The following is a 16,566-nucleotide window of genomic DNA, read 5'->3' as shown; positions in this document are numbered from 1 at the left end:
GCGAACGACTATGTATCTGGTGTGCGGTGAAGCGCTGTTTGATTTTTTCAGCGAAGACGATCCCAGCGGGCAAGCCTCCAAACTCAATTACAAGGCGATTGCCGGTGGTTCGCCGTTCAACGTCGCTGTCGGTTTACGCCGGCTCGGCATCGAGGCCGCGCTGTTCGGCGGCGTGTCCACCGACTTCCTCGGGCAGCGCTTGTTGCAGGTGCTCAGGGACGAAGGCGTCAACCCGCAGTTCCTGGTGGAATTCGCCGCGCCGACCACCCTGGCGATGGTCGCCGTGGGCGCCGATGGCTCGCCGCAATACAGCTTTCGCGGCGAAGGCTGCGCCGACCGCCAATTGACGCGCGCACACCTGCCAACCCTGGGCGATGAGGTTCGCGGGCTGCATGTAGGTTCGTTCTCCCTGGTGGTGCAACCGATTGGCGACACCCTGCTGGCCCTGGTCCAGCGCGAAAGCGGCAAGCGCTTGATCAGCCTCGACCCCAACGTGCGGCTCAACCCGCAACCGGATATCCAACTGTGGCGCGAGCGCGTGGCCGAACTGGTCAAGTACGCCGACCTGATCAAGGTCAGCGATGAAGACCTGCACCTGCTCTACCCCGACCAATCGCCGGAAAGCGTGCTTGAGGGCTGGTTGGAACACCGCTGCCAGTTGGTCTTCCTCACTCGCGGCGGTAACGGCGCCAGCGTGTTCAGCCGCCAGCACGGGCACTGGTCGCAACCGGCGGTGAAGGTGGTGATGGCCGATACCGTGGGTGCCGGGGACACCTTCCAGGCGGCGTTGATTGCCTGGCTGACCGAGCAGCAACTGGACTCGGTCGAGGGCCTGCAGCAACTGACCCGCGCCCAGATCGACGCGATGCTGGGCTTTGCGATCCGTGCGGCCGCCATGACCTGCGGCAAAACGGGCCCGGACCTGCCCTATCGGCAACAGTTGGGGTGAACAAACGATCACAGGCTGCAGCGTTCAGCATGGATTGACGGGTAGCAACAGCATCGGGCCTGGTATTTACCAGGCCCGCAAATCGGTGAAAGCAACGCTCGCTATCTAGTAGTGGCCGCGCCCTGCTGCTCTTTGCAGTGCAGGCCCCTGCGATTGCTTGAGGTCTTCGCGCAACCCGGTGATCAGGTTGCAAATGGCTCGACTGCTGTCGAGTTTGTCAGCATTGATGCCTTTGACTTCCAGATCCACCCGGTCACGGTCACGATCGTCATAGACCTTGATCGTCAACGAGGCATCTTCAGCTTTGGTGCATTCGCACCGTTTAGGCAGGAAACTTCCTTCAATGATACTGCGAAGTTCTAATTCCGAAAGCATGGTCAACCTCTCCTTTCTTGAGACGGCCAATCGATTGTTATAAGTCTTGCAGGCACTTACCCGCCACGTCCTGCCAACCCTGGAAGACGTTTACAATCAATAAGCCTACTCGGCAAAATCCGTTCTCGTTGTAACCTTTCCTCATAAGCAGTACCCAGTCTTGTATAACTTTGTTCAACTCAAATTCACTCGACGAACATCATCGCCGAACAGCTTCGATTAAACGTTTAACCCTGGACTTTGCGTTAACCGGCACTGTGTGCTGCGGCTCTTTCAGCAACATGTCGCAAACTATCAAAGTTGATATTGGCCCCTGAATTGACCGCCACCAGCGTCTGCCCGCGCACGCGGTGTTGCCCCACATAGCGGCGAATGCCCGCCACGGCCAAGGCGCCGGACGGCTCGACGATGGAACGCGTATCGTCGTAGATCAGCTTGATGGCACTGCACAGTTCATCGTTGCTGACCGTGACGACGTCATCCACCCAATCCCGGCAGATCTCAAAGCCATGGGCGCCGATCTGCGCCACTGCCGTGCCATCGGCAAACCCGTCCACACTGGGCAGCACCACGCGTTCACCGGCGCGCAAGGCTGCCAACAGGCAACTCGAGCCTTCGGCTTCGACGCCAACGATGCGTACCTCGGGCCGCAGGTATTTGACGTAGGCGGCGATCCCGGCGATCAGGCCGCCACCGCCCACCGGCACGAAGATCGCGTCCAGCGCGCCCTGCTGCTGGCGCAGGATTTCCATGCCCACCGTGCCTTGGCCGGCGATCACGTCCGGATCGTCGAACGGCGAGACAAACGTACAACCGCAGGCTTCGGCCAGTTGCAACGCATGGGCCAGGGCAAACGGAAAGCTCTCACCGTGCAGCACCGCTTGCGCCCCTCGCGAGCGCACACCCAGCACCTTCAACTCCGGCGTGCTGCACGGCATGACGATCGTCGCCTTGATCCCCAATTCCCGCGCCGCCAGCGCTACGCCTTGCGCATGGTTGCCGGCCGATGCGGTGATCACGCCGCAGGCCTTCTGCTCGGCGCTGAGTTGCATCAGCTTGTTGTAGGCGCCACGGATCTTGAAGGAAAAGGTCGGTTGCAGATCTTCGCGCTTGAGCAACACCTGGTTGTCGAGCAACAGCGACAGCGCCGGGGCGACCTGCAAGGGGGTTCGCACGGCCAAATCGTAGACCGGCGCGGCGAGGATCTTTTTGACGTAGTGCTCAAGCAGTCCCGAGACAGCGGTAGATGGGACGGGGCAAGTGCTCATGGGAGTCTCCTGGCTTGGGTAAGGGCACCTGGAGACGGAAAAACAAAACCCGCCTCTAGGGCGGGTTTGGGTGCAGCCGAGCGCTATCCCGCCAAATGAGGAATGGCGGTAATAATAATTGGCTGGCAACGCAGGGTTTGAAATGTCATGTCACGAAATTACCCGGCGGTGGCCGGTCAAGTCAATGGCAAGGGGCCATTTCGCTGACGGGGCTTTACGATGGACATACGAAACGTATACGATCCGTATATTCATCTGACACAGTGAAGCACATGGGCATCGTCAAGATCACCGACCAACTGCACGAACAACTACGCCTGGCCAGTGCGGCCATGGACCGTTCCATCAACGCCCAGGCCGAGTTCTGGATCAAGATCGGCCTGCTCGCCGAACTCAACCCGCATTTGCCCTACAACGAGCTGATCAACAAGCTGTTGCTGGACAAGCCGGACCTGATCCGGGGGCGCAGCTGATGATCAAAACCGCCGCACAACTCGCCGTGATGCGCGAATCCGGGCGCCTGCTGGCCCAGGTGTTCAGCATGCTCGACGGTTTTGTCGCCGCCGGACGCTCCACCCTGGAGCTGGACAGCGCCGTCGAAGCCTTCATCCGCCACGAGCTCAAAGCCCGCCCGGCGAGCCTCGGGCAATACGACTACCCCTTCTCCATCAACACCTCGGTCAACGAAGTGGTGTGCCACGGCATGCCCAGCGCCACGCAAGTCCTCAAGGACGGCGACATCGTCAACATCGACATCACCCTGGAAAAAGGCGGCTTTATCGCCGACTCGAGCAAGATGTACATGATCGGTACCGTCTCGCCGAAGGCACGCCGTCTGGTGGAGATGACCTTCGAGGCGATGTGGGCCGGTATCCGCCAGGTCAAGCCCGGCGCCCGCCTGGGCGACATCGGCCATGCGATCCAGCACCATGCGCAGGCCAATGGTTACAGCGTGGTACGTGAATACTGCGGCCACGGCATCGGCCGGCAGATGCATGAAGACCCGCAGATCCTGCACTTCGGCCGCCCCGGCACCGGGCTGGAGCTGCGCGAAGGCATGGTGTTTACCATCGAGCCAATGCTGAACCAGGGCAGCGCCAAGGTGCGCAGCCTGAAGGACGGCTGGACGGTGGTGACCAAGGACAACAGCCTGTCGGCCCAGTGGGAACACACCGTGGCGGTGACGGCGGACGGGTTCGAGGTGCTGACCCTGCAAGCCACGTCCTGAGCCGCCCCCCCCAGGGATGGGGGGTCACCTCCCATTCGCGCCGCCTGCCATCCGCTTGAGCCCCAGCACCATCAACCCCGCGCCCAAGCCCATCGCCAACAAAAACAGCGGGTACGACACCCACCACGGCGTACCCGCCGTCATCATGCTGAACTCCGACATGCCGCCAACGCTGGCGATCAGGTTGAGCGGCAGAAACACCACGTTGATCAACGTCAGCTTGCGCAACAGGTTGTTCATGCTGTTGTTCATCAGGTTGCCGCGCGCGTCGATCAGCCCGGAGAACACGTTGGAATAAATCTCCGCCTGTTTGTAGCACTGGTGGTTCTCGATGATCAGGTCGTCGATCAGGCCGAGAATCTCGGCGCTGAAATGCTCCTTCTCGCCGTGGTTGCGCAGCCGCGACAGCACGGCGCCATTGCTGTGCAGCGCGTTGATGTAATAGATCAGGCTTTCGCTGAGGTTGAACATCTGCATCAGATGATGGTTGCTCATGGACGCGTTGAACTGTTGCTGCAACTCCCGCGCGACCAGCTTGATCACCTTGAGGTGGCCGAGGTAGTGGTGAATGTTGTTGAGCAGCAGATCGAGCAGCACATCCAGCGGTGTGTGCAATGGGCGACGGGCGCCGAGCCCGGACAGCGGGGTTTCATCGGTGGCAATCACCAACAGCCGGCCAGGTGAAAACAGCAGGCCGCAGGACGACACCTCAAACACCAGGGTGCCCCCGCCGGAGTAGTTCTCCGGGCGCTTCCAGATCAGAAACAGGTTGTCGGGGTGAAATTCGATGCGCGAGACTTCATCCGGGTCGAGCGCCGAGGCCAGGGCATGCTCGTCCAGTTTGTGGTGCTCAAGCAGCCAGTTGCGCTCGGCATGGTCAGGGTTGCTGAACAACATGATCGGGGCCTCGTCACTGTCCCCGCTGCGCAACTTTCCATCGATCAATTCAAAGCGCTGGATCATCGCGACTCACCAGACCTGGCCCTGACGCTTCAACTCCAGGCGTCGGACGAATTCCTCCAGCACCAGGCCATACAGGTCGTCCTGCAAGTAAGCATCTTCGATACCGGCATCCAGGTTGGGGTTGTCGTTGACCTCGATCACCACCACCTTGTCGCCCGATTGCTTGAGGTCCACGCCGTAAAGGCCGTCGCCGATCAGATTGGCAGTCTTCACGGCCAACTCCACCACGGCCTTGGGGGCTTCGTGGACCGCCAGGGTGCGGCATTCGCCGTTGATGTCCTGGCCGATGGCCTTGTGGTTGTAGATCTGCCAATGGCCCTTGGACATGAAGTATTGGCAGGCAAAGATCGGTTTGCGGTTGAGTACGCCGATACGCCAGTCGTACTCGGTGTAGAAAAACTCCTGGGCCAGCAGCAACACCGAATGCTCGAACAGTTCGGCGGTGGCCGTGAGCAAGGCCTCCTGGCTTTCGACCTTGATCACCCCGCGGGAGAAACAGCCGTCGGGGATTTTCAGCACCAGGGGGAAGCCGAGGCGTTCGCCGACCCGTTCGAAGTCTTCCGGTCGTTCCTTGTAGAGAATCTCGGTGGCCGGCATGCCCAGTTGATGGCTGTTGAGCAGGTCGGTGAGGTAGACCTTGTTGGTACAGCGCAGGATCGACGCGGGGTCGTCCATCACCACCAGGCCTTCGCTTTCGGCTTTCTTGGCGAAACGGTAGGTATGGTTGTCGACGCTGGTGGTCTCGCGGATCAACAAGGCGTCGTATTCGGCCAGGCGCGCGTAGTCCTTGCGCTCGATCAGCTCCACATCGATGCCCAAACCTTTACCGACCCGGACGAAGTTTTCCAGGGCCTTGGCGTTGGAGGGCGGCAATTGCTCCTGGGGATCATGCAGGATCGCCAGGTCATAGCGGGCCAATCGGCGCGAGCGCGGCTGACGCCAGATCTTGCGGCTGAAGTTGTCGAGGGCGTGGGCGAATTGGTCTTCCTGGTCATCACGTAGCTTGTGCAATACGCCGGACTTGACCCCTTCGATATGCCAGCCGTTATTCTTTTTGAATTCAACTAACAAGATCGGGCACGGAAACGCTTCAAACAATTGGCGCGCCAACTCCTGCAACGGATCAATATTGGTTCGGCCAAAATAAAGTGTCAGCGTAAAGCCTTCGGTATTGCTGTAAAGATGATGACTCAAGGCTTTATCGAGGGTTTTATCCAGATCATCCAGGGCCAGCCCGTACAGTGACTTCTTGGTCAGTTCACTGATGGTCCGCACCGATGGAATCACCTTGTGCCCGCGAGCCTCGGCCAGCAGTGAGCAGTAGTAACCGTGCCCCAGGTACTTGTAGCCGCGACACAGGTTGATCACCTGCACACGCTTGCCGGTCTCGCTTTCGCGGGTTTGTTCGAGATATTCCTGGGCCGTGACGATGTCTTCGCTGGGGAAGTAGGAGGCCCAGTCTTCCTTGCGTTCGACAATGATCACCACTTGGCTCGTGCCTCTGGGCGGAGCAGAAAAATAACCTTTGGAAGTTATTGTCGCCGCGACTGTTTGCTCGGATACTTCACGCCAATGACTTTGTACCGCCGACATAATATTTGATCCGCTTTAGAGAACTCGACCTTTTCTATTAAGCACGATCTTTTAGAGAAGTCCCGTTTCATTACGCAACTTTTACGGCGGTCATATGGCTCTTTTCTTTCGCGTTGCAACCCCCAGCGATGTGCCGACATTGGTGGCACTGGAACAGCACTGTTTCACCACCGATCGACTGTCGCCGCGCAGCTTCCACTGGATGATCAGCCGCGCCCATGGCGAGTTGCTGGTGGCTGAACAGGACGGCCAATTGCTCGGGTATGCGCTGGTGTTGTTCCATCGCGGCACGTCCCTGGCGCGGCTGTACTCGATTGCCATCGCCGAACACGCGCGCGGCCTCGGCCTGGGCAAGCAGTTGCTGAGTCGCATCGAGGCCTGCGCGGTGGAGCACGACTGTGCGTACCTGCGCCTCGAAGTGCGCAGCGACAACCCCGGCGCCCTCGCCCTGTATGAACGCAACGGCTACCGGCGCTTTGCGTTGATCAACGATTACTACGAAGACCACGCCCCGGCCCTGCGCCTGGAAAAACGCATCGTCCAGCACCAGGACGCGCGCGTGGAGCGTGTGCCGTATTACCCGCAAACCACCGACTTCACCTGTGGCGCCGCCTGCCTGCTGATGGCCATGGGCGCGTTGCTGCCGGAACGCGTCGCCGCACGCCGCGAAGAACTGCAAATCTGGCGTGAAGCGACCACCGTGTTCATGACCGCCGGCCATGGCGGTTGCAGCCCTCAAGGCCTGGCGCTGGCCGCCTGGCGTCGGGGCTTTCGTGTGCGGATGCAGGTGAATGTACGCGGGCCGTTGTTTCTCGACGGCGTGCGCGATCAGCATAAAAAGGACGTCATGCGTTTAGTGCATGACGCCTTCGAGGAAGAGTTGGCCGGCAGCACGGTCGAACAGGTACTCGGCGGCGCGCTGGATCTGCCCAAGGTACTGCGCGACGGCGGGCAGCCGCTGGTGTTGATCAGCAGCTATCGGCTGACCCGCTCCAAGTCGCCGCACTGGGTGATGGTCACCGACTGCGACGACGACTTCGTCTACTTGCACGACCCGGATGTGGACCACAGCCAGCAACGCCAGCCCCTGGACTGCCAGCACCTGCCGGTCAGCCACGCGGAGTTCGAGCGCATGTGCCGGTTCGGCAACAACAAACTGCGCGCGGCGGTGGTATTGTTCAAGCCGCCGGCTTGATCGAGGCCTCGGCTTGCAGCTCGCACGCCAGCGGCAATACGCGACCGCGTACCTTAGAAAGCCAGCTTATAACCGATGGTCATCAACATGATCGCCAGGCACGGGCGCAGCACGCCGTCCGGGACTTTACCGGCCATGTGGCTACCGATGTAGATACCCGGCAGCGACCCCATCAGCAAAAAGCCCAGCAGGTGCCAATCCATATTGCCCATGCCGGCGTGGCCCAGGCCAGCTACCAGCGTCAGGGGTACGGCGTGGGCGATCTCGGTGCCGACCAGGCGCCGCGTGGCGAGGAACGGGTAAAGGATAAACAATGCGACGGTGCCGAGGGCTCCGGCGCCGATCGAGGTCAGTGCCACCATGGCGCCGAGGACCGCCCCCGTGACTACCGTCAGCGCGTTCAGGTTGCGCGGGTGCATGTGGTAATCGTCGCCAGCATGGCGCTGGGCGAAGGCCAACAGGCGATGCTTGAACAGAATCGCCAGGGCGGTCAGCAGCAACACCACGCCGAGCGCCTGTTTGATCACGGCGTTCATCGCGCTGGGGTCGGTGTGCAGGCTGGCGAGGAACCACAGGGTCAGCAGCACCGCGGGCACGCTGCCCAAGGTGAGCCAGCCGGTGATGGTCCAGTCGATGTTCTTGTTTTTGCCATGCACCAGCACCCCACCGGACTTGGTGATGGCGGCGTACAACAAGTCGGTGCCCACGGCGGTGGCCGGGTTAATGCCGAACCACAGCAGGATCGGGGTCATCAAGGAGCCCCCGCCGACACCGGTCATGCCGACGATAAAACCAACGATCAGGCCTGCAACTACGAAACCAACGTTACCCACATCCATCACAGCTACCTGCGGCCTTGTAAAATTCTGGCCGCAGGATAGCGATTTTTCTTATAACCACTTATATCAATATGATCTGACTTTATGCCTTTTACGTCAGTCGCTGGCAAACGTAGGCCTGGGTCTGATAGGGAAAGGCCACCGTATCGCGGCCTTTCAACGCCGGGTGAGTGGCGATCAGGTTGCGTAATTGCGCGGTGACCTCGGTTTTTTCAGCGGCGGGCAGTGCCGCGATAAAGCTGACGGAGAGGAAGCGATCCATGATCACTTCCTGCGGACTGCCGACGTGGTTGTAGGGAAAACAGGTCATCTCGGGGGCGGAAAAATACTCGCCGGTGAACGCCTCGCGCCATTTTCCGCTGTGAAAGCGCGGCGTATCGCCCTCGTAAGGCGTGATGATCGCGGTGATCGCTGCCACCCAGTCCACCGATTCATCCCGCACATTCCACACCAGCCCCAGACGCCCGTCGGGCTTGAGCACGCGGTGAATTTCGGCCAACGCGGCCTGGGTGGAGAACCAGTGGAAGGACTGGGCGCAGACCAGCGCATCGGCGCAGGCGGACGCCAGGGGGATGGATTCAGCGGTGCCGTTGACCAAGCGCACATCCGGCAACAACCTGGCCAATTGCGCAGCCATCGCCTGCACGGGTTCGACGGCAATCAGCGTCGGCGCCAGGGCGTTCAGCAGGCGCGTGAACTTGCCGGTGCCGGCGCCCAGGTCGATCACCGTCGACTGCGCGTCGATGCGCAGTACGTCAGCCAGCCAGCCCGTGAGTTGCCGCGGATAGTTCGGTCGGCCCTGGGCGTAAGTGACGGCCTGGGTCGAAAAACCCTGTTGCGCAGACGTGTGAACACCGGTCATTGCCAATCTCTCCTCGGGTAAAGCGGGGACACAGTGTGCGCCTTCCCACCCGGTTTTTCTAATCCGTCACACTCGGCAACCACACACGAAACCGCGCACCGCCGAGCGGTGAAGCCTGCGCGGTCAGGGTGCCGCCCTGGGCTTCGAGGGCGCGCCGACTGATCGCCAGGCCCAGGCCAAACCCGCCGGTGGAGCGGTCGCGGCTGCGGTCCAGGCGATAGAACGGCTCGAAGATGCGTTCGCGCTGGTCCGGCGGAATACCGATGCCATCATCGTCCACGCAGATTTCGCAGCCCGTGGGACATACCTTGACCCCCACCTGGATGCGTTTGTCGCAGTAACGCGTGGCATTGCGCAGCAGGTTTTGCAGGGCGCGGGCGGTCAGGCGCGGGTCGAGGTTGAAGCGCTCGACGCTGCAGTCGAGCACCACGTCGATCACAATCTCGGGGTTCTCCAGTTCGTCGTCGACGCTGCCCAGCACGCTGTCGATAAATTCATCGAGCACCACCTCGACCCGCTCCGGTAACTGCGCAGGGTTTTGCAGGCGGCTGTAGGAAAGCAACTCCAGCACCAGCTCATCCAGCTCACGGATATGCGCCACCAGGCTTTGCAGGCGCTCGCGGCTGGCCTGGGGCAGGTCTTCGGACAACGCCAGGGCCAGGCCGAAATCCAGGCGTGTCAGGGGGGTGCGCAGTTCGTGGGAGACCGCGTTGAGCAAGTCACGCTGCTGGTTCAGCAGGTGTTCGATGTCATCGGCCATGGTGTCGAACACCGTCGCCAGGCTGCCAATATTGGAACTTGGCGGAATGCGCGTGCGTTCGCCAAAATTCCCCTTGCCCAACTGCGTGGCAGTGCTTTTCAGGCGCTCCAGGTCGCGCCAGTGCGGGCGCAGCCATACCAGCAGGCAGGCGAGCAGCGCGGCACCGATCAGTACGTTCATCGACCAGTACAACAGGTTCATGTCCAGCGGGTCCGGCGGGATCGTCAGCTTGACCGCGAACTGCGGGTTGATCGGTGCGCTGACCTCGGCCATCCACCCCCACTCGCCCAGGCGGATCACCGGTTTGCCTTGCGCCAGCAACTGCTCTTCTTCGGGGGTGTAACGGGCGTCCTGGTGCAGCAGCAGTTCGACCTTGAGCGGCGCGAAGTCACGGCCCAGTTGCTCGGTGACCTGGGACCAGTGCTCCACCGGCGCCCGCTGGTATTGCTTGACGATGAGTTTCTGCAGGCCGCGGGACTGTTCGACGTTGTAGTCCACGTAGCGGTGCTCGAACACCTGGATCACCAACTTGGGAATCAGGAAGATCGCCGCGCTGTAGGTGACGATCGTGATCAGATAGAGGCGCAGCAGCACACGGAACATGGCTCAGCATTCCCACTCGGATCGGCTGAACAGATAGCCTTTGCCCCACACCGTCTTGATCTTGCGCGCTTCCCCGGCGTGGTCGTCGAACTTGCGGCGCAGCTTGGAGATGGCCACGTCCACCGAGCGGTCGGTGCCGTTGAACTCGATCCCGCGCAGGCGTTGCAGGATCTGGTCGCGGCTGAGCACTTCACCGGCATGCCGCGCCAGCACCACCAGCAGGTTGTATTCGCCGCTGGACAACTCCACCGCCTGTTCGCGCCAGGTCGCGGTGCGTTCCGACAGGTCGATGCACAGGTTGCCGATGACGATCTGGTCGTTGGCCACCTGCGGTTCGGACAAGCTGCTGCGGCGCAACAGCGTGCGGACCCGGGCCAGCAGCACGCGGGGCTCGCAGGGTTTGGTGACGTAGTCGTCGGCGCCCATTTCCAGGCCCAGCACCTGGTCGTGGCTGTCATCGCGGGCGGTCAGCATCAGGATCGGCAGGCCCGCCGAATCGGCGCGCAGCAAACGGCACACTTGCAGGCCGTCGAGGCCAGGCAGCATCAGGTCTAGGATCACCAGGTCCGGCGGGTTGAGCCGCGCGCGTTCGCGAACATGGTCACCCCGGCTGAGCACGCTGACGTGGTAGCCATTGCGCTCCAGGTAGCTGGCAATCAGTTCGGAGAGCGCGGCGTCGTCTTCGACCAGGAGGATGTTGGGCATGGTGTTTCCAAATAATGCGGTTATGGGTCTTACACAAATCCCACGTGGGAGGGGACTTGCGCCCTGCCACATTTGATCTTCAGTGTTTGCAAGGTTGTGCAAGGATATACGCCCGCAGCCGAACGTGGGCTGCACCTTACATTTCTTCACAGACGACCTACACAGCTTCACAGCACTGCGGCGCGGACGGCATTAGGATGCGCCAGTCAATATTGGGATAAGAGCATGTCGAAGAATCTGTTTGCGCCGTTTTGCTTGCTGGCCCTGACACTCGCCCTGAGTGCGTGTGACAAGTCGTCCGCCGAAGCACCGGCAACGCCCCTGGCCACAGTCCGCATCGAAACCCTCGAGGCCAAACCCCTGTCCATCAGCAGTGAACTGAGCGGGCGCATTGCCGCGCCGCGCATTGCCGAAGTGCGCGCGCGGGTCGCCGGGGTGGTGATGCAGCGGGTGTTCAAGGAAGGCCATGACGTGAAACAGGGCGACGTGCTGTTTCGCATCGACCCAGCCCCGTTCAAGGCCGATCTGGACAGTGCTCAGGCCAACCTGAGCAAGGCCGAGGCCAATGCGTTCCAGGCGCGCCTGCAAGAACAGCGCTACAGCCAGTTGGTCGAAGGCAACGCCATCAGCGGCCAGGACTACGACAACGCCCGCGCCGCCCTGCGCCAGACCAACGCCGAGGTCGCCGCGAACAAGGCCGCCGTCGAACGGGCCAAACTGAACCTGGGCTACGCCACCGTCACCGCGCCGATTTCCGGGCGCATCGGGCGTGCGCTGGTGACCGAAGGCGCGCTGGTCGGCCAGAACGAGGCCACGCCGCTGGCGATCATCCAGCAATTGGACCCGATCCACGCCGACCTGACCCAGTCCACCCGTGAGTTGAACGAGCTGCGCCGCGCCTTCCGCGCCGGCAGCCTGAAACAGGTCGGCCAGGACCAGGCCAAGGCCACGCTGATCCAGGACGACGGCAGCCTGTATCCGCTGCCGGGCAAATTGCTCTTCGCCGAGATCAGCGTCGACCCCGGCACCGGGCAGATCATCGTGCGCAGCGAGTTCCCCAACCCGGACCTCGACCTGCTGCCCGGCAGTTTTGTGCGCGTGCGCCTGGAGCAGGCGGTCGACCGCCAAGGCATCAGCGTGCCGCAACGTGCAATCACCCGTGACAGCGCCGGCATCCCGATGGTGCTGTTGTTGGACGCTGAACAAACCGTGAGCCTGCAACCGGTGGAATTGGGCGCCGTGATCGATGACCGCTGGATCGTCAGCGCCGGCCTCAAGGCCGGTGACCGCATCGTCGTCGAGGGTGTGCAACACGTGCGTCCCGGTGAAAAAGTTCAAGTGGATGACAGCACGCCGCCGCCCGCCCAGGCTTCCGGCCAATAAGGATCTTTGACCATGCCGCAGTTCTTTATTGACCGCCCGATCTTCGCCTGGGTGGTCGCCCTGTTTATCCTGCTGGCCGGCGCGCTCGCCATCCCGCAGTTGCCGGTGGCCCAGTACCCCAACGTCGCACCGCCGAAAGTCGAGATCTACGCGGTGTACCCCGGCGCTTCGGCGCAGACCCTGGATGAAAGCGTGGTCAGCCTGATCGAGCAAGAGCTCAATGGCGCCGATCACCTGCTGTATTTCGAATCCCAGAGCAGCCTCGGCTCGGCCACCATCACCGCGACTTTCCAGCCGGGCACCAACCCGGAGATGGCCCAGGTCGATGTGCAGAACCGCCTCAAGGCCGTGGAATCGCGCTTGCCCCAGGCGGTGACACAGCAGGGTTTACAGGTGGAGAAAGTCTCCGCCGGCTTCCTGCTGCTGGTGACCCTGACCTCCAGCGACGGCAAGCTCGATGACGTGGCGCTCAGCGACTACCTGGCGCGCAACGTGATGAACGAGCTCAAGCGCCTCGACGGGGTGGGCAAGGCCCAGCTGTATGGCGCCGAGCGGGCCATGCGGGTGTGGATCGACCCGCAGAAGCTGATCGCTTTCAACCTGACCCCGGCCGACGTGAATGCCGCGATCAGCGCGCAGAACGCCCAGGTTTCCGCCGGCAGCATCGGCGACTTGCCGGGCACCAAGACCCAGGAAATCACCGCGGCAATCCTGGTCAAGGGCCAGTTGTCCACGCCGGCCGAGTTCGCCGACATCGTGCTCAAGGCCAACCCCGACGGTTCCACCGTGCGTATCGGCGATGTGGCACGGGTGGAAGTCGGCAGCCAGGAATACCAGTTCTCCACACGCCTGAACGGCAAGCCGTCCACCGCCGTCAGTGTGCAACTGTCGCCGGGCGCCAATGCGCTGAGCACCGCGAACATGGTGCGGGCGAAGATGGATGAGCTGTCGCGCTACTTCCCGGCCAATGTCGAATACAAGATCCCGTATGACACCTCGCCGTTCGTCAAAGTCTCGATCACCAAGGTGGTCTACACCCTGCTCGAAGCGATGGCGCTGGTGTTCGCGGTGATGTTCCTGTTCCTGCAGAACGTGCGCTACACGCTGATCCCGACCCTGGTGGTGCCGATTGCGTTGATGGGCACCTTCGCCACCATGCTGTTGCTCGGGTTCTCGATCAACGTGCTGACCATGTTCGGCATGGTGCTGGCCATCGGTATCCTGGTGGACGATGCGATCGTGGTGGTGGAGAACGTCGAGCGGATCATGGTCAGCGAGGGCCTGTCGCCCAAAGAGGCCACGCGCAAGGCCATGGGCCAGATCACCGGGGCCATCATCGGCATTACGTTGGTGCTGGTGGCGGTGTTTCTGCCGATGGCATTCATGCCAGGCTCGGTGGGGGTGATCTACCAGCAGTTTTCGCTGTCGATGGCCACCTCGATCCTGTTCTCGGCGTTCCTCGCCCTGACCTTGACCCCGGCACTTTGCGCGACCCTGCTCAAGCCGATCGCCAAGGATGAGCACCACACCAAGGGCGGGTTCTTCGGCTGGTTCAACCGGCGTTTCGAACGGCTCACCGACCGCTACGAAGGCTGGGTGGCGTATGCCCTCAAGCGCAGCGGCCGTTACCTGCTGATCTACCTGGTGCTGCTGGTGGGCCTGGGGCTGATGTTCAGTCGCCTGCCCTCCTCGTTCCTGCCGGTGGAGGACCAGGGTTACACCATCACCGATATCCAGTTGCCGCCGGGCGCGAGCAAGAACCGCACGGTGCAGGTGGCCGAACAGATCGAAGCGCACAACGCCAAAGAGCCCGGGGTTGGTGACACCACCATGATCATGGGCTTCAGTTTCTCCGGCTCCGGGCAGAACGCGGCGCTGGCGTTCACCACGCTCAAGGATTGGTCGCAACGCAGCAGCGACGACTCGGCCGCCGCGATTGCCGACCGCGCCAACATGGCGTTCACCGAACTGAAGGACGCGATTGCCTATGCGATCCTGCCTCCACCGGTGGACGGCCTCGGCACCAGCAGCGGTTTCGAGTTCCGCCTGCAGGACCGTGGCGGCGTCGGCCACGCGGCGTTGATGGCGGCGCGTACCGAACTGCTGGACGCTGCGGGAAAAAGCCCGATCCTGGCCAACGTGCGTGAAAGCGCCCTGGCCGAAGCGCCGCAAGTGCAACTGCAGGTCGACCGCAAGCAGGCCAACGCGCTGGGCGTGTCCTTCGCCGATGTGGGCAATGTACTGTCGTCGGCCATCGGTTCGACCTACGTCAATGACTTCCCCAACCAGGGGCGCATGCAGCGCGTGGTGGTGCAGGCCGAAGGCGACCAACGCAGCCAGGTCGCGGATCTGTTGAAGATCAACGTGCGCAACAAGGCCGGCGAGATGGTGCCGCTGTCGGCGTTCGTCGTAGCCAAGTGGACCCAGGGGCCGACGCAGTTGACCCGTTACAACGGCTACCCGGCCATCGCCATTTCCGGTGAAGCGGCACCGGGGCACAGCACGGGCGAGGCGATGGAAGAAATCCAGCGCCTGGTCAACCAACTGCCGGCGGGCCTGGGCCAGGAATGGACCGGCCTGTCGTTGCAGGAACGCCTGTCCGGCTCCCAGGCGCCGCTGTTGCTGGGCCTGTCGCTGCTGATCGTGTTCCTGTGCCTGGCCGCCCTGTATGAAAGCTGGTCGATCCCGACGTCGGTGCTGCTGGTGGTGCCGCTGGGCGTGCTCGGCGCGGTGTTGGCCGTGACCTTGCGCGGCATGCCCAACGATGTGTTCTTCAAGGTCGGGCTGATCACCATCATCGGCCTGTCGGCGAAGAACGCGATCCTGATCATCGAGTTCGCCAAGGACCTGTACGAGCAGGGCGAAGACTTGCTCGACGCAACCTTGAAGGCCGCGCGGCTGCGCTTGCGGCCGATCATCATGACCTCGCTGGCGTTCATCCTCGGCGTGGTGCCCCTAGCGATTGCCACCGGCGCCAGTTCGGCGAGCCAGCAAGCGATCGGTACGGGGGTGATCGGCGGGATGATCACTGCGACGCTGGCGGTGGTGTTTGTGCCGGTGTTCTTTGTGGTCGTCATGAAGCTGGTGCGCAAGCGTCCATAACCCGCGCAAAAATGCGCTATGGTGCTCACAACCGCCCTTGTTGTGAGCACCCATGCCCTTCCTCGCCCGCACCCACCCTCGCCTCTCTTGCGCCGCCGTCCTGGGCCTTGTCGTTGGCATCCTGGTACCCGCCGATACACTCGTGAGCAAAATCCTGATCGGCTGGAATGCCGGCGTCTGGATCTACCTGGTGCTGATGCTGTGGCTGACCATCCGCGCCAAGGCCGAAGACGTCAAACGCATCGCCGAGATCGAGGATGAGAACGCCGGCCTGGTGCTGTTCACGGTGTGCATCGCGGCCATCGCCAGCCTGGCCACCATCACCTTCGAACTGGTCGGCAGCAAGGACCTGAGCACCGCCGAGCGGCTGTTGCACTACGGTTTTACCGGCCTGACGGTCATCGGCTCATGGTTGTTGATCGGGGTGATCTTCAGCGTTCACTACGCCCGGCTCTATTACACCTGGGCCGGCAAAGAGCCGGCGCTGCGCTTTGCCGAGGGGTTGTTGACCCCCAACTATTGGGACTTCCTGTACTTTTCCTTCACCATCGGCGTCGCCGTGCAAACGTCGGACGTGGGCGTTGCCACCCGCAGCATGCGCAAGGTGGTACTGGGACAATCGCTGATCGGGTTTCTGTTCAACACGGCGATCCTCGGCTTTTCGATCAATATTGCCGCGGGACTGTTCAATTGACGCCGCACAAACCTTCTAGACGCCCACGGCTCGATGGGCGCTAGATA

15 protein-coding genes are annotated in these 16,566 nt (G+C 62.0%); 7 read left to right on the top strand and 8 right to left on the bottom strand.

What is annotated here, in order from left to right; all coding sequences use genetic code 11:
* Positions 1-10 precede the first annotated feature (10 nt).
* Positions 11-949, top strand: a complete 939-nt coding sequence (locus C5F70_RS08045) for a carbohydrate kinase (protein ID WP_104903062.1) — start codon at positions 11-13, stop codon at positions 947-949.
* 105 nt (positions 950-1,054) lie between these two features.
* Here C5F70_RS08045 and C5F70_RS08040 read toward each other — a convergent pair whose 3' ends face one another.
* Together C5F70_RS08040 and ilvA are read right to left on the bottom strand one after the other, a co-directional pair.
* Entirely contained in the window at positions 1,055-1,324 is a 270-nt protein-coding gene (locus C5F70_RS08040; protein WP_017848424.1) for a DUF1652 domain-containing protein, read from the bottom strand.
* Positions 1,325-1,569: 245 nt separating this feature from the next.
* Complete coding sequence (gene ilvA, locus C5F70_RS08035) at positions 1,570-2,592, bottom strand: threonine ammonia-lyase, biosynthetic (RefSeq protein WP_104903061.1); 1,023 nt, start codon at positions 2,590-2,592, stop codon at positions 1,570-1,572.
* A gap of 272 nt (positions 2,593-2,864) precedes the next feature.
* Between ilvA and C5F70_RS08030 the strand changes: the two genes are divergently transcribed.
* Positions 2,865-3,065, top strand: a complete 201-nt coding sequence (locus C5F70_RS08030) for a ParD-like family protein (RefSeq protein WP_003190946.1) — start codon at positions 2,865-2,867, stop codon at positions 3,063-3,065.
* Positions 3,065-3,820 carry a type I methionyl aminopeptidase gene (gene map / locus C5F70_RS08025; RefSeq protein ID WP_046383187.1) on the top strand — a complete coding sequence of 252 codons (756 nt, stop codon included), beginning with the start codon at positions 3,065-3,067 and terminating at the stop codon, positions 3,818-3,820. The genes C5F70_RS08030 and map overlap by 1 nt, the downstream gene beginning before the upstream one ends.
* A gap of 24 nt (positions 3,821-3,844) precedes the next feature.
* Here the strand turns inward: map and C5F70_RS08020 are convergent, their stop codons facing one another.
* Together C5F70_RS08020 and C5F70_RS08015 are read right to left on the bottom strand one after the other, a co-directional pair.
* The gene (locus C5F70_RS08020; RefSeq protein WP_104903060.1) at positions 3,845-4,783 is read right to left on the bottom strand and encodes a magnesium transporter CorA family protein; all 939 of its coding nucleotides are present in this window, start codon (positions 4,781-4,783) and stop codon (positions 3,845-3,847) included.
* A 6-nt stretch (positions 4,784-4,789) separates the two neighbouring features.
* Positions 4,790-6,376: a RimK family protein gene (locus C5F70_RS08015; protein WP_104903059.1), complete on the bottom strand. Its 1,587-nt coding sequence runs from the start codon at positions 6,374-6,376 to the stop codon at positions 4,790-4,792.
* Positions 6,377-6,470: 94 nt separating this feature from the next.
* On the opposite strand from C5F70_RS08015, the gene C5F70_RS08010 reads away from it, so the two are divergent.
* Positions 6,471-7,571: a GNAT family N-acetyltransferase/peptidase C39 family protein gene (locus C5F70_RS08010; RefSeq protein ID WP_104903058.1), complete on the top strand. Its 1,101-nt coding sequence runs from the start codon at positions 6,471-6,473 to the stop codon at positions 7,569-7,571.
* A 53-nt stretch (positions 7,572-7,624) separates the two neighbouring features.
* Here the strand turns inward: C5F70_RS08010 and C5F70_RS08005 are convergent, their stop codons facing one another.
* From C5F70_RS08005 to C5F70_RS07990, 4 genes are all read right to left on the bottom strand, one after another.
* Positions 7,625-8,410 carry a sulfite exporter TauE/SafE family protein gene (locus C5F70_RS08005; RefSeq protein WP_017848418.1) on the bottom strand — a complete coding sequence of 262 codons (786 nt, stop codon included), beginning with the start codon at positions 8,408-8,410 and terminating at the stop codon, positions 7,625-7,627.
* Between the two features lie 91 nt (positions 8,411-8,501).
* Positions 8,502-9,272 carry a class I SAM-dependent methyltransferase gene (locus C5F70_RS08000; RefSeq protein WP_102618168.1) on the bottom strand — a complete coding sequence of 257 codons (771 nt, stop codon included), beginning with the start codon at positions 9,270-9,272 and terminating at the stop codon, positions 8,502-8,504.
* Positions 9,273-9,330: 58 nt separating this feature from the next.
* Positions 9,331-10,635: an ATP-binding protein gene (locus C5F70_RS07995; RefSeq protein ID WP_017848416.1), complete on the bottom strand. Its 1,305-nt coding sequence runs from the start codon at positions 10,633-10,635 to the stop codon at positions 9,331-9,333.
* 3 nt (positions 10,636-10,638) lie between these two features.
* Positions 10,639-11,340, bottom strand: coding sequence for a response regulator transcription factor (locus tag C5F70_RS07990; RefSeq protein WP_017848415.1), 702 nt, complete (start codon positions 11,338-11,340; stop codon positions 10,639-10,641).
* A gap of 225 nt (positions 11,341-11,565) precedes the next feature.
* Between C5F70_RS07990 and C5F70_RS07985 the strand changes: the two genes are divergently transcribed.
* The 3 genes from C5F70_RS07985 to C5F70_RS07975 are packed head-to-tail and all read left to right on the top strand — an operon-like array spanning position 11,566 to position 16,519.
* Entirely contained in the window at positions 11,566-12,723 is a 1,158-nt protein-coding gene (locus tag C5F70_RS07985) for an efflux RND transporter periplasmic adaptor subunit (protein WP_046483679.1), read from the top strand.
* 12 nt (positions 12,724-12,735) lie between these two features.
* Positions 12,736-15,825, top strand: coding sequence for an efflux RND transporter permease subunit (locus C5F70_RS07980; protein ID WP_102618169.1), 3,090 nt, complete (start codon positions 12,736-12,738; stop codon positions 15,823-15,825).
* A gap of 52 nt (positions 15,826-15,877) precedes the next feature.
* Positions 15,878-16,519, top strand: a complete 642-nt coding sequence (locus tag C5F70_RS07975) for a DUF1345 domain-containing protein (protein WP_104903057.1) — start codon at positions 15,878-15,880, stop codon at positions 16,517-16,519.
* Positions 16,520-16,566 lie beyond the last annotated feature (47 nt).

The organism is Pseudomonas sp. LH1G9, assembly GCF_002949975.1.
In the GTDB taxonomy this organism is placed as follows: Bacteria; Pseudomonadota; Gammaproteobacteria; order Pseudomonadales; family Pseudomonadaceae; genus Aquipseudomonas; species Aquipseudomonas veronii.
Note: the sequence above shows the minus strand (reverse complement) of the source record. Positions and strands in the feature narration are given on the sequence as shown.

Coding starts and splice junctions, on each gene's coding strand:
- C5F70_RS07985 (WP_046483679.1), top strand. CDS start 11,566: ATGTCGAAGAATCTGTTTGCGCCGTTTTGCTTGCTGGCCCTGACACTC.
- map (WP_046383187.1), top strand. CDS start 3,065: ATGATCAAAACCGCCGCACAACTCGCCGTGATGCGCGAATCCGGGCGC.
- C5F70_RS07995 (WP_017848416.1), bottom strand. CDS start 10,635: ATGTTCCGTGTGCTGCTGCGCCTCTATCTGATCACGATCGTCACCTAC.
- ilvA (WP_104903061.1), bottom strand. CDS start 2,592: ATGAGCACTTGCCCCGTCCCATCTACCGCTGTCTCGGGACTGCTTGAG.
- C5F70_RS08030 (WP_003190946.1), top strand. CDS start 2,865: ATGGGCATCGTCAAGATCACCGACCAACTGCACGAACAACTACGCCTG.
- C5F70_RS08005 (WP_017848418.1), bottom strand. CDS start 8,410: ATGGATGTGGGTAACGTTGGTTTCGTAGTTGCAGGCCTGATCGTTGGT.
- C5F70_RS08040 (WP_017848424.1), bottom strand. CDS start 1,324: ATGCTTTCGGAATTAGAACTTCGCAGTATCATTGAAGGAAGTTTCCTG.
- C5F70_RS08045 (WP_104903062.1), top strand. CDS start 11: ATGTATCTGGTGTGCGGTGAAGCGCTGTTTGATTTTTTCAGCGAAGAC.
- C5F70_RS07975 (WP_104903057.1), top strand. CDS start 15,878: ATGCCCTTCCTCGCCCGCACCCACCCTCGCCTCTCTTGCGCCGCCGTC.
- C5F70_RS07980 (WP_102618169.1), top strand. CDS start 12,736: ATGCCGCAGTTCTTTATTGACCGCCCGATCTTCGCCTGGGTGGTCGCC.
- C5F70_RS08010 (WP_104903058.1), top strand. CDS start 6,471: ATGGCTCTTTTCTTTCGCGTTGCAACCCCCAGCGATGTGCCGACATTG.
- C5F70_RS08000 (WP_102618168.1), bottom strand. CDS start 9,272: ATGACCGGTGTTCACACGTCTGCGCAACAGGGTTTTTCGACCCAGGCC.
- C5F70_RS08015 (WP_104903059.1), bottom strand. CDS start 6,376: ATGTCGGCGGTACAAAGTCATTGGCGTGAAGTATCCGAGCAAACAGTC.
- C5F70_RS07990 (WP_017848415.1), bottom strand. CDS start 11,340: ATGCCCAACATCCTCCTGGTCGAAGACGACGCCGCGCTCTCCGAACTG.
- C5F70_RS08020 (WP_104903060.1), bottom strand. CDS start 4,783: ATGATCCAGCGCTTTGAATTGATCGATGGAAAGTTGCGCAGCGGGGAC.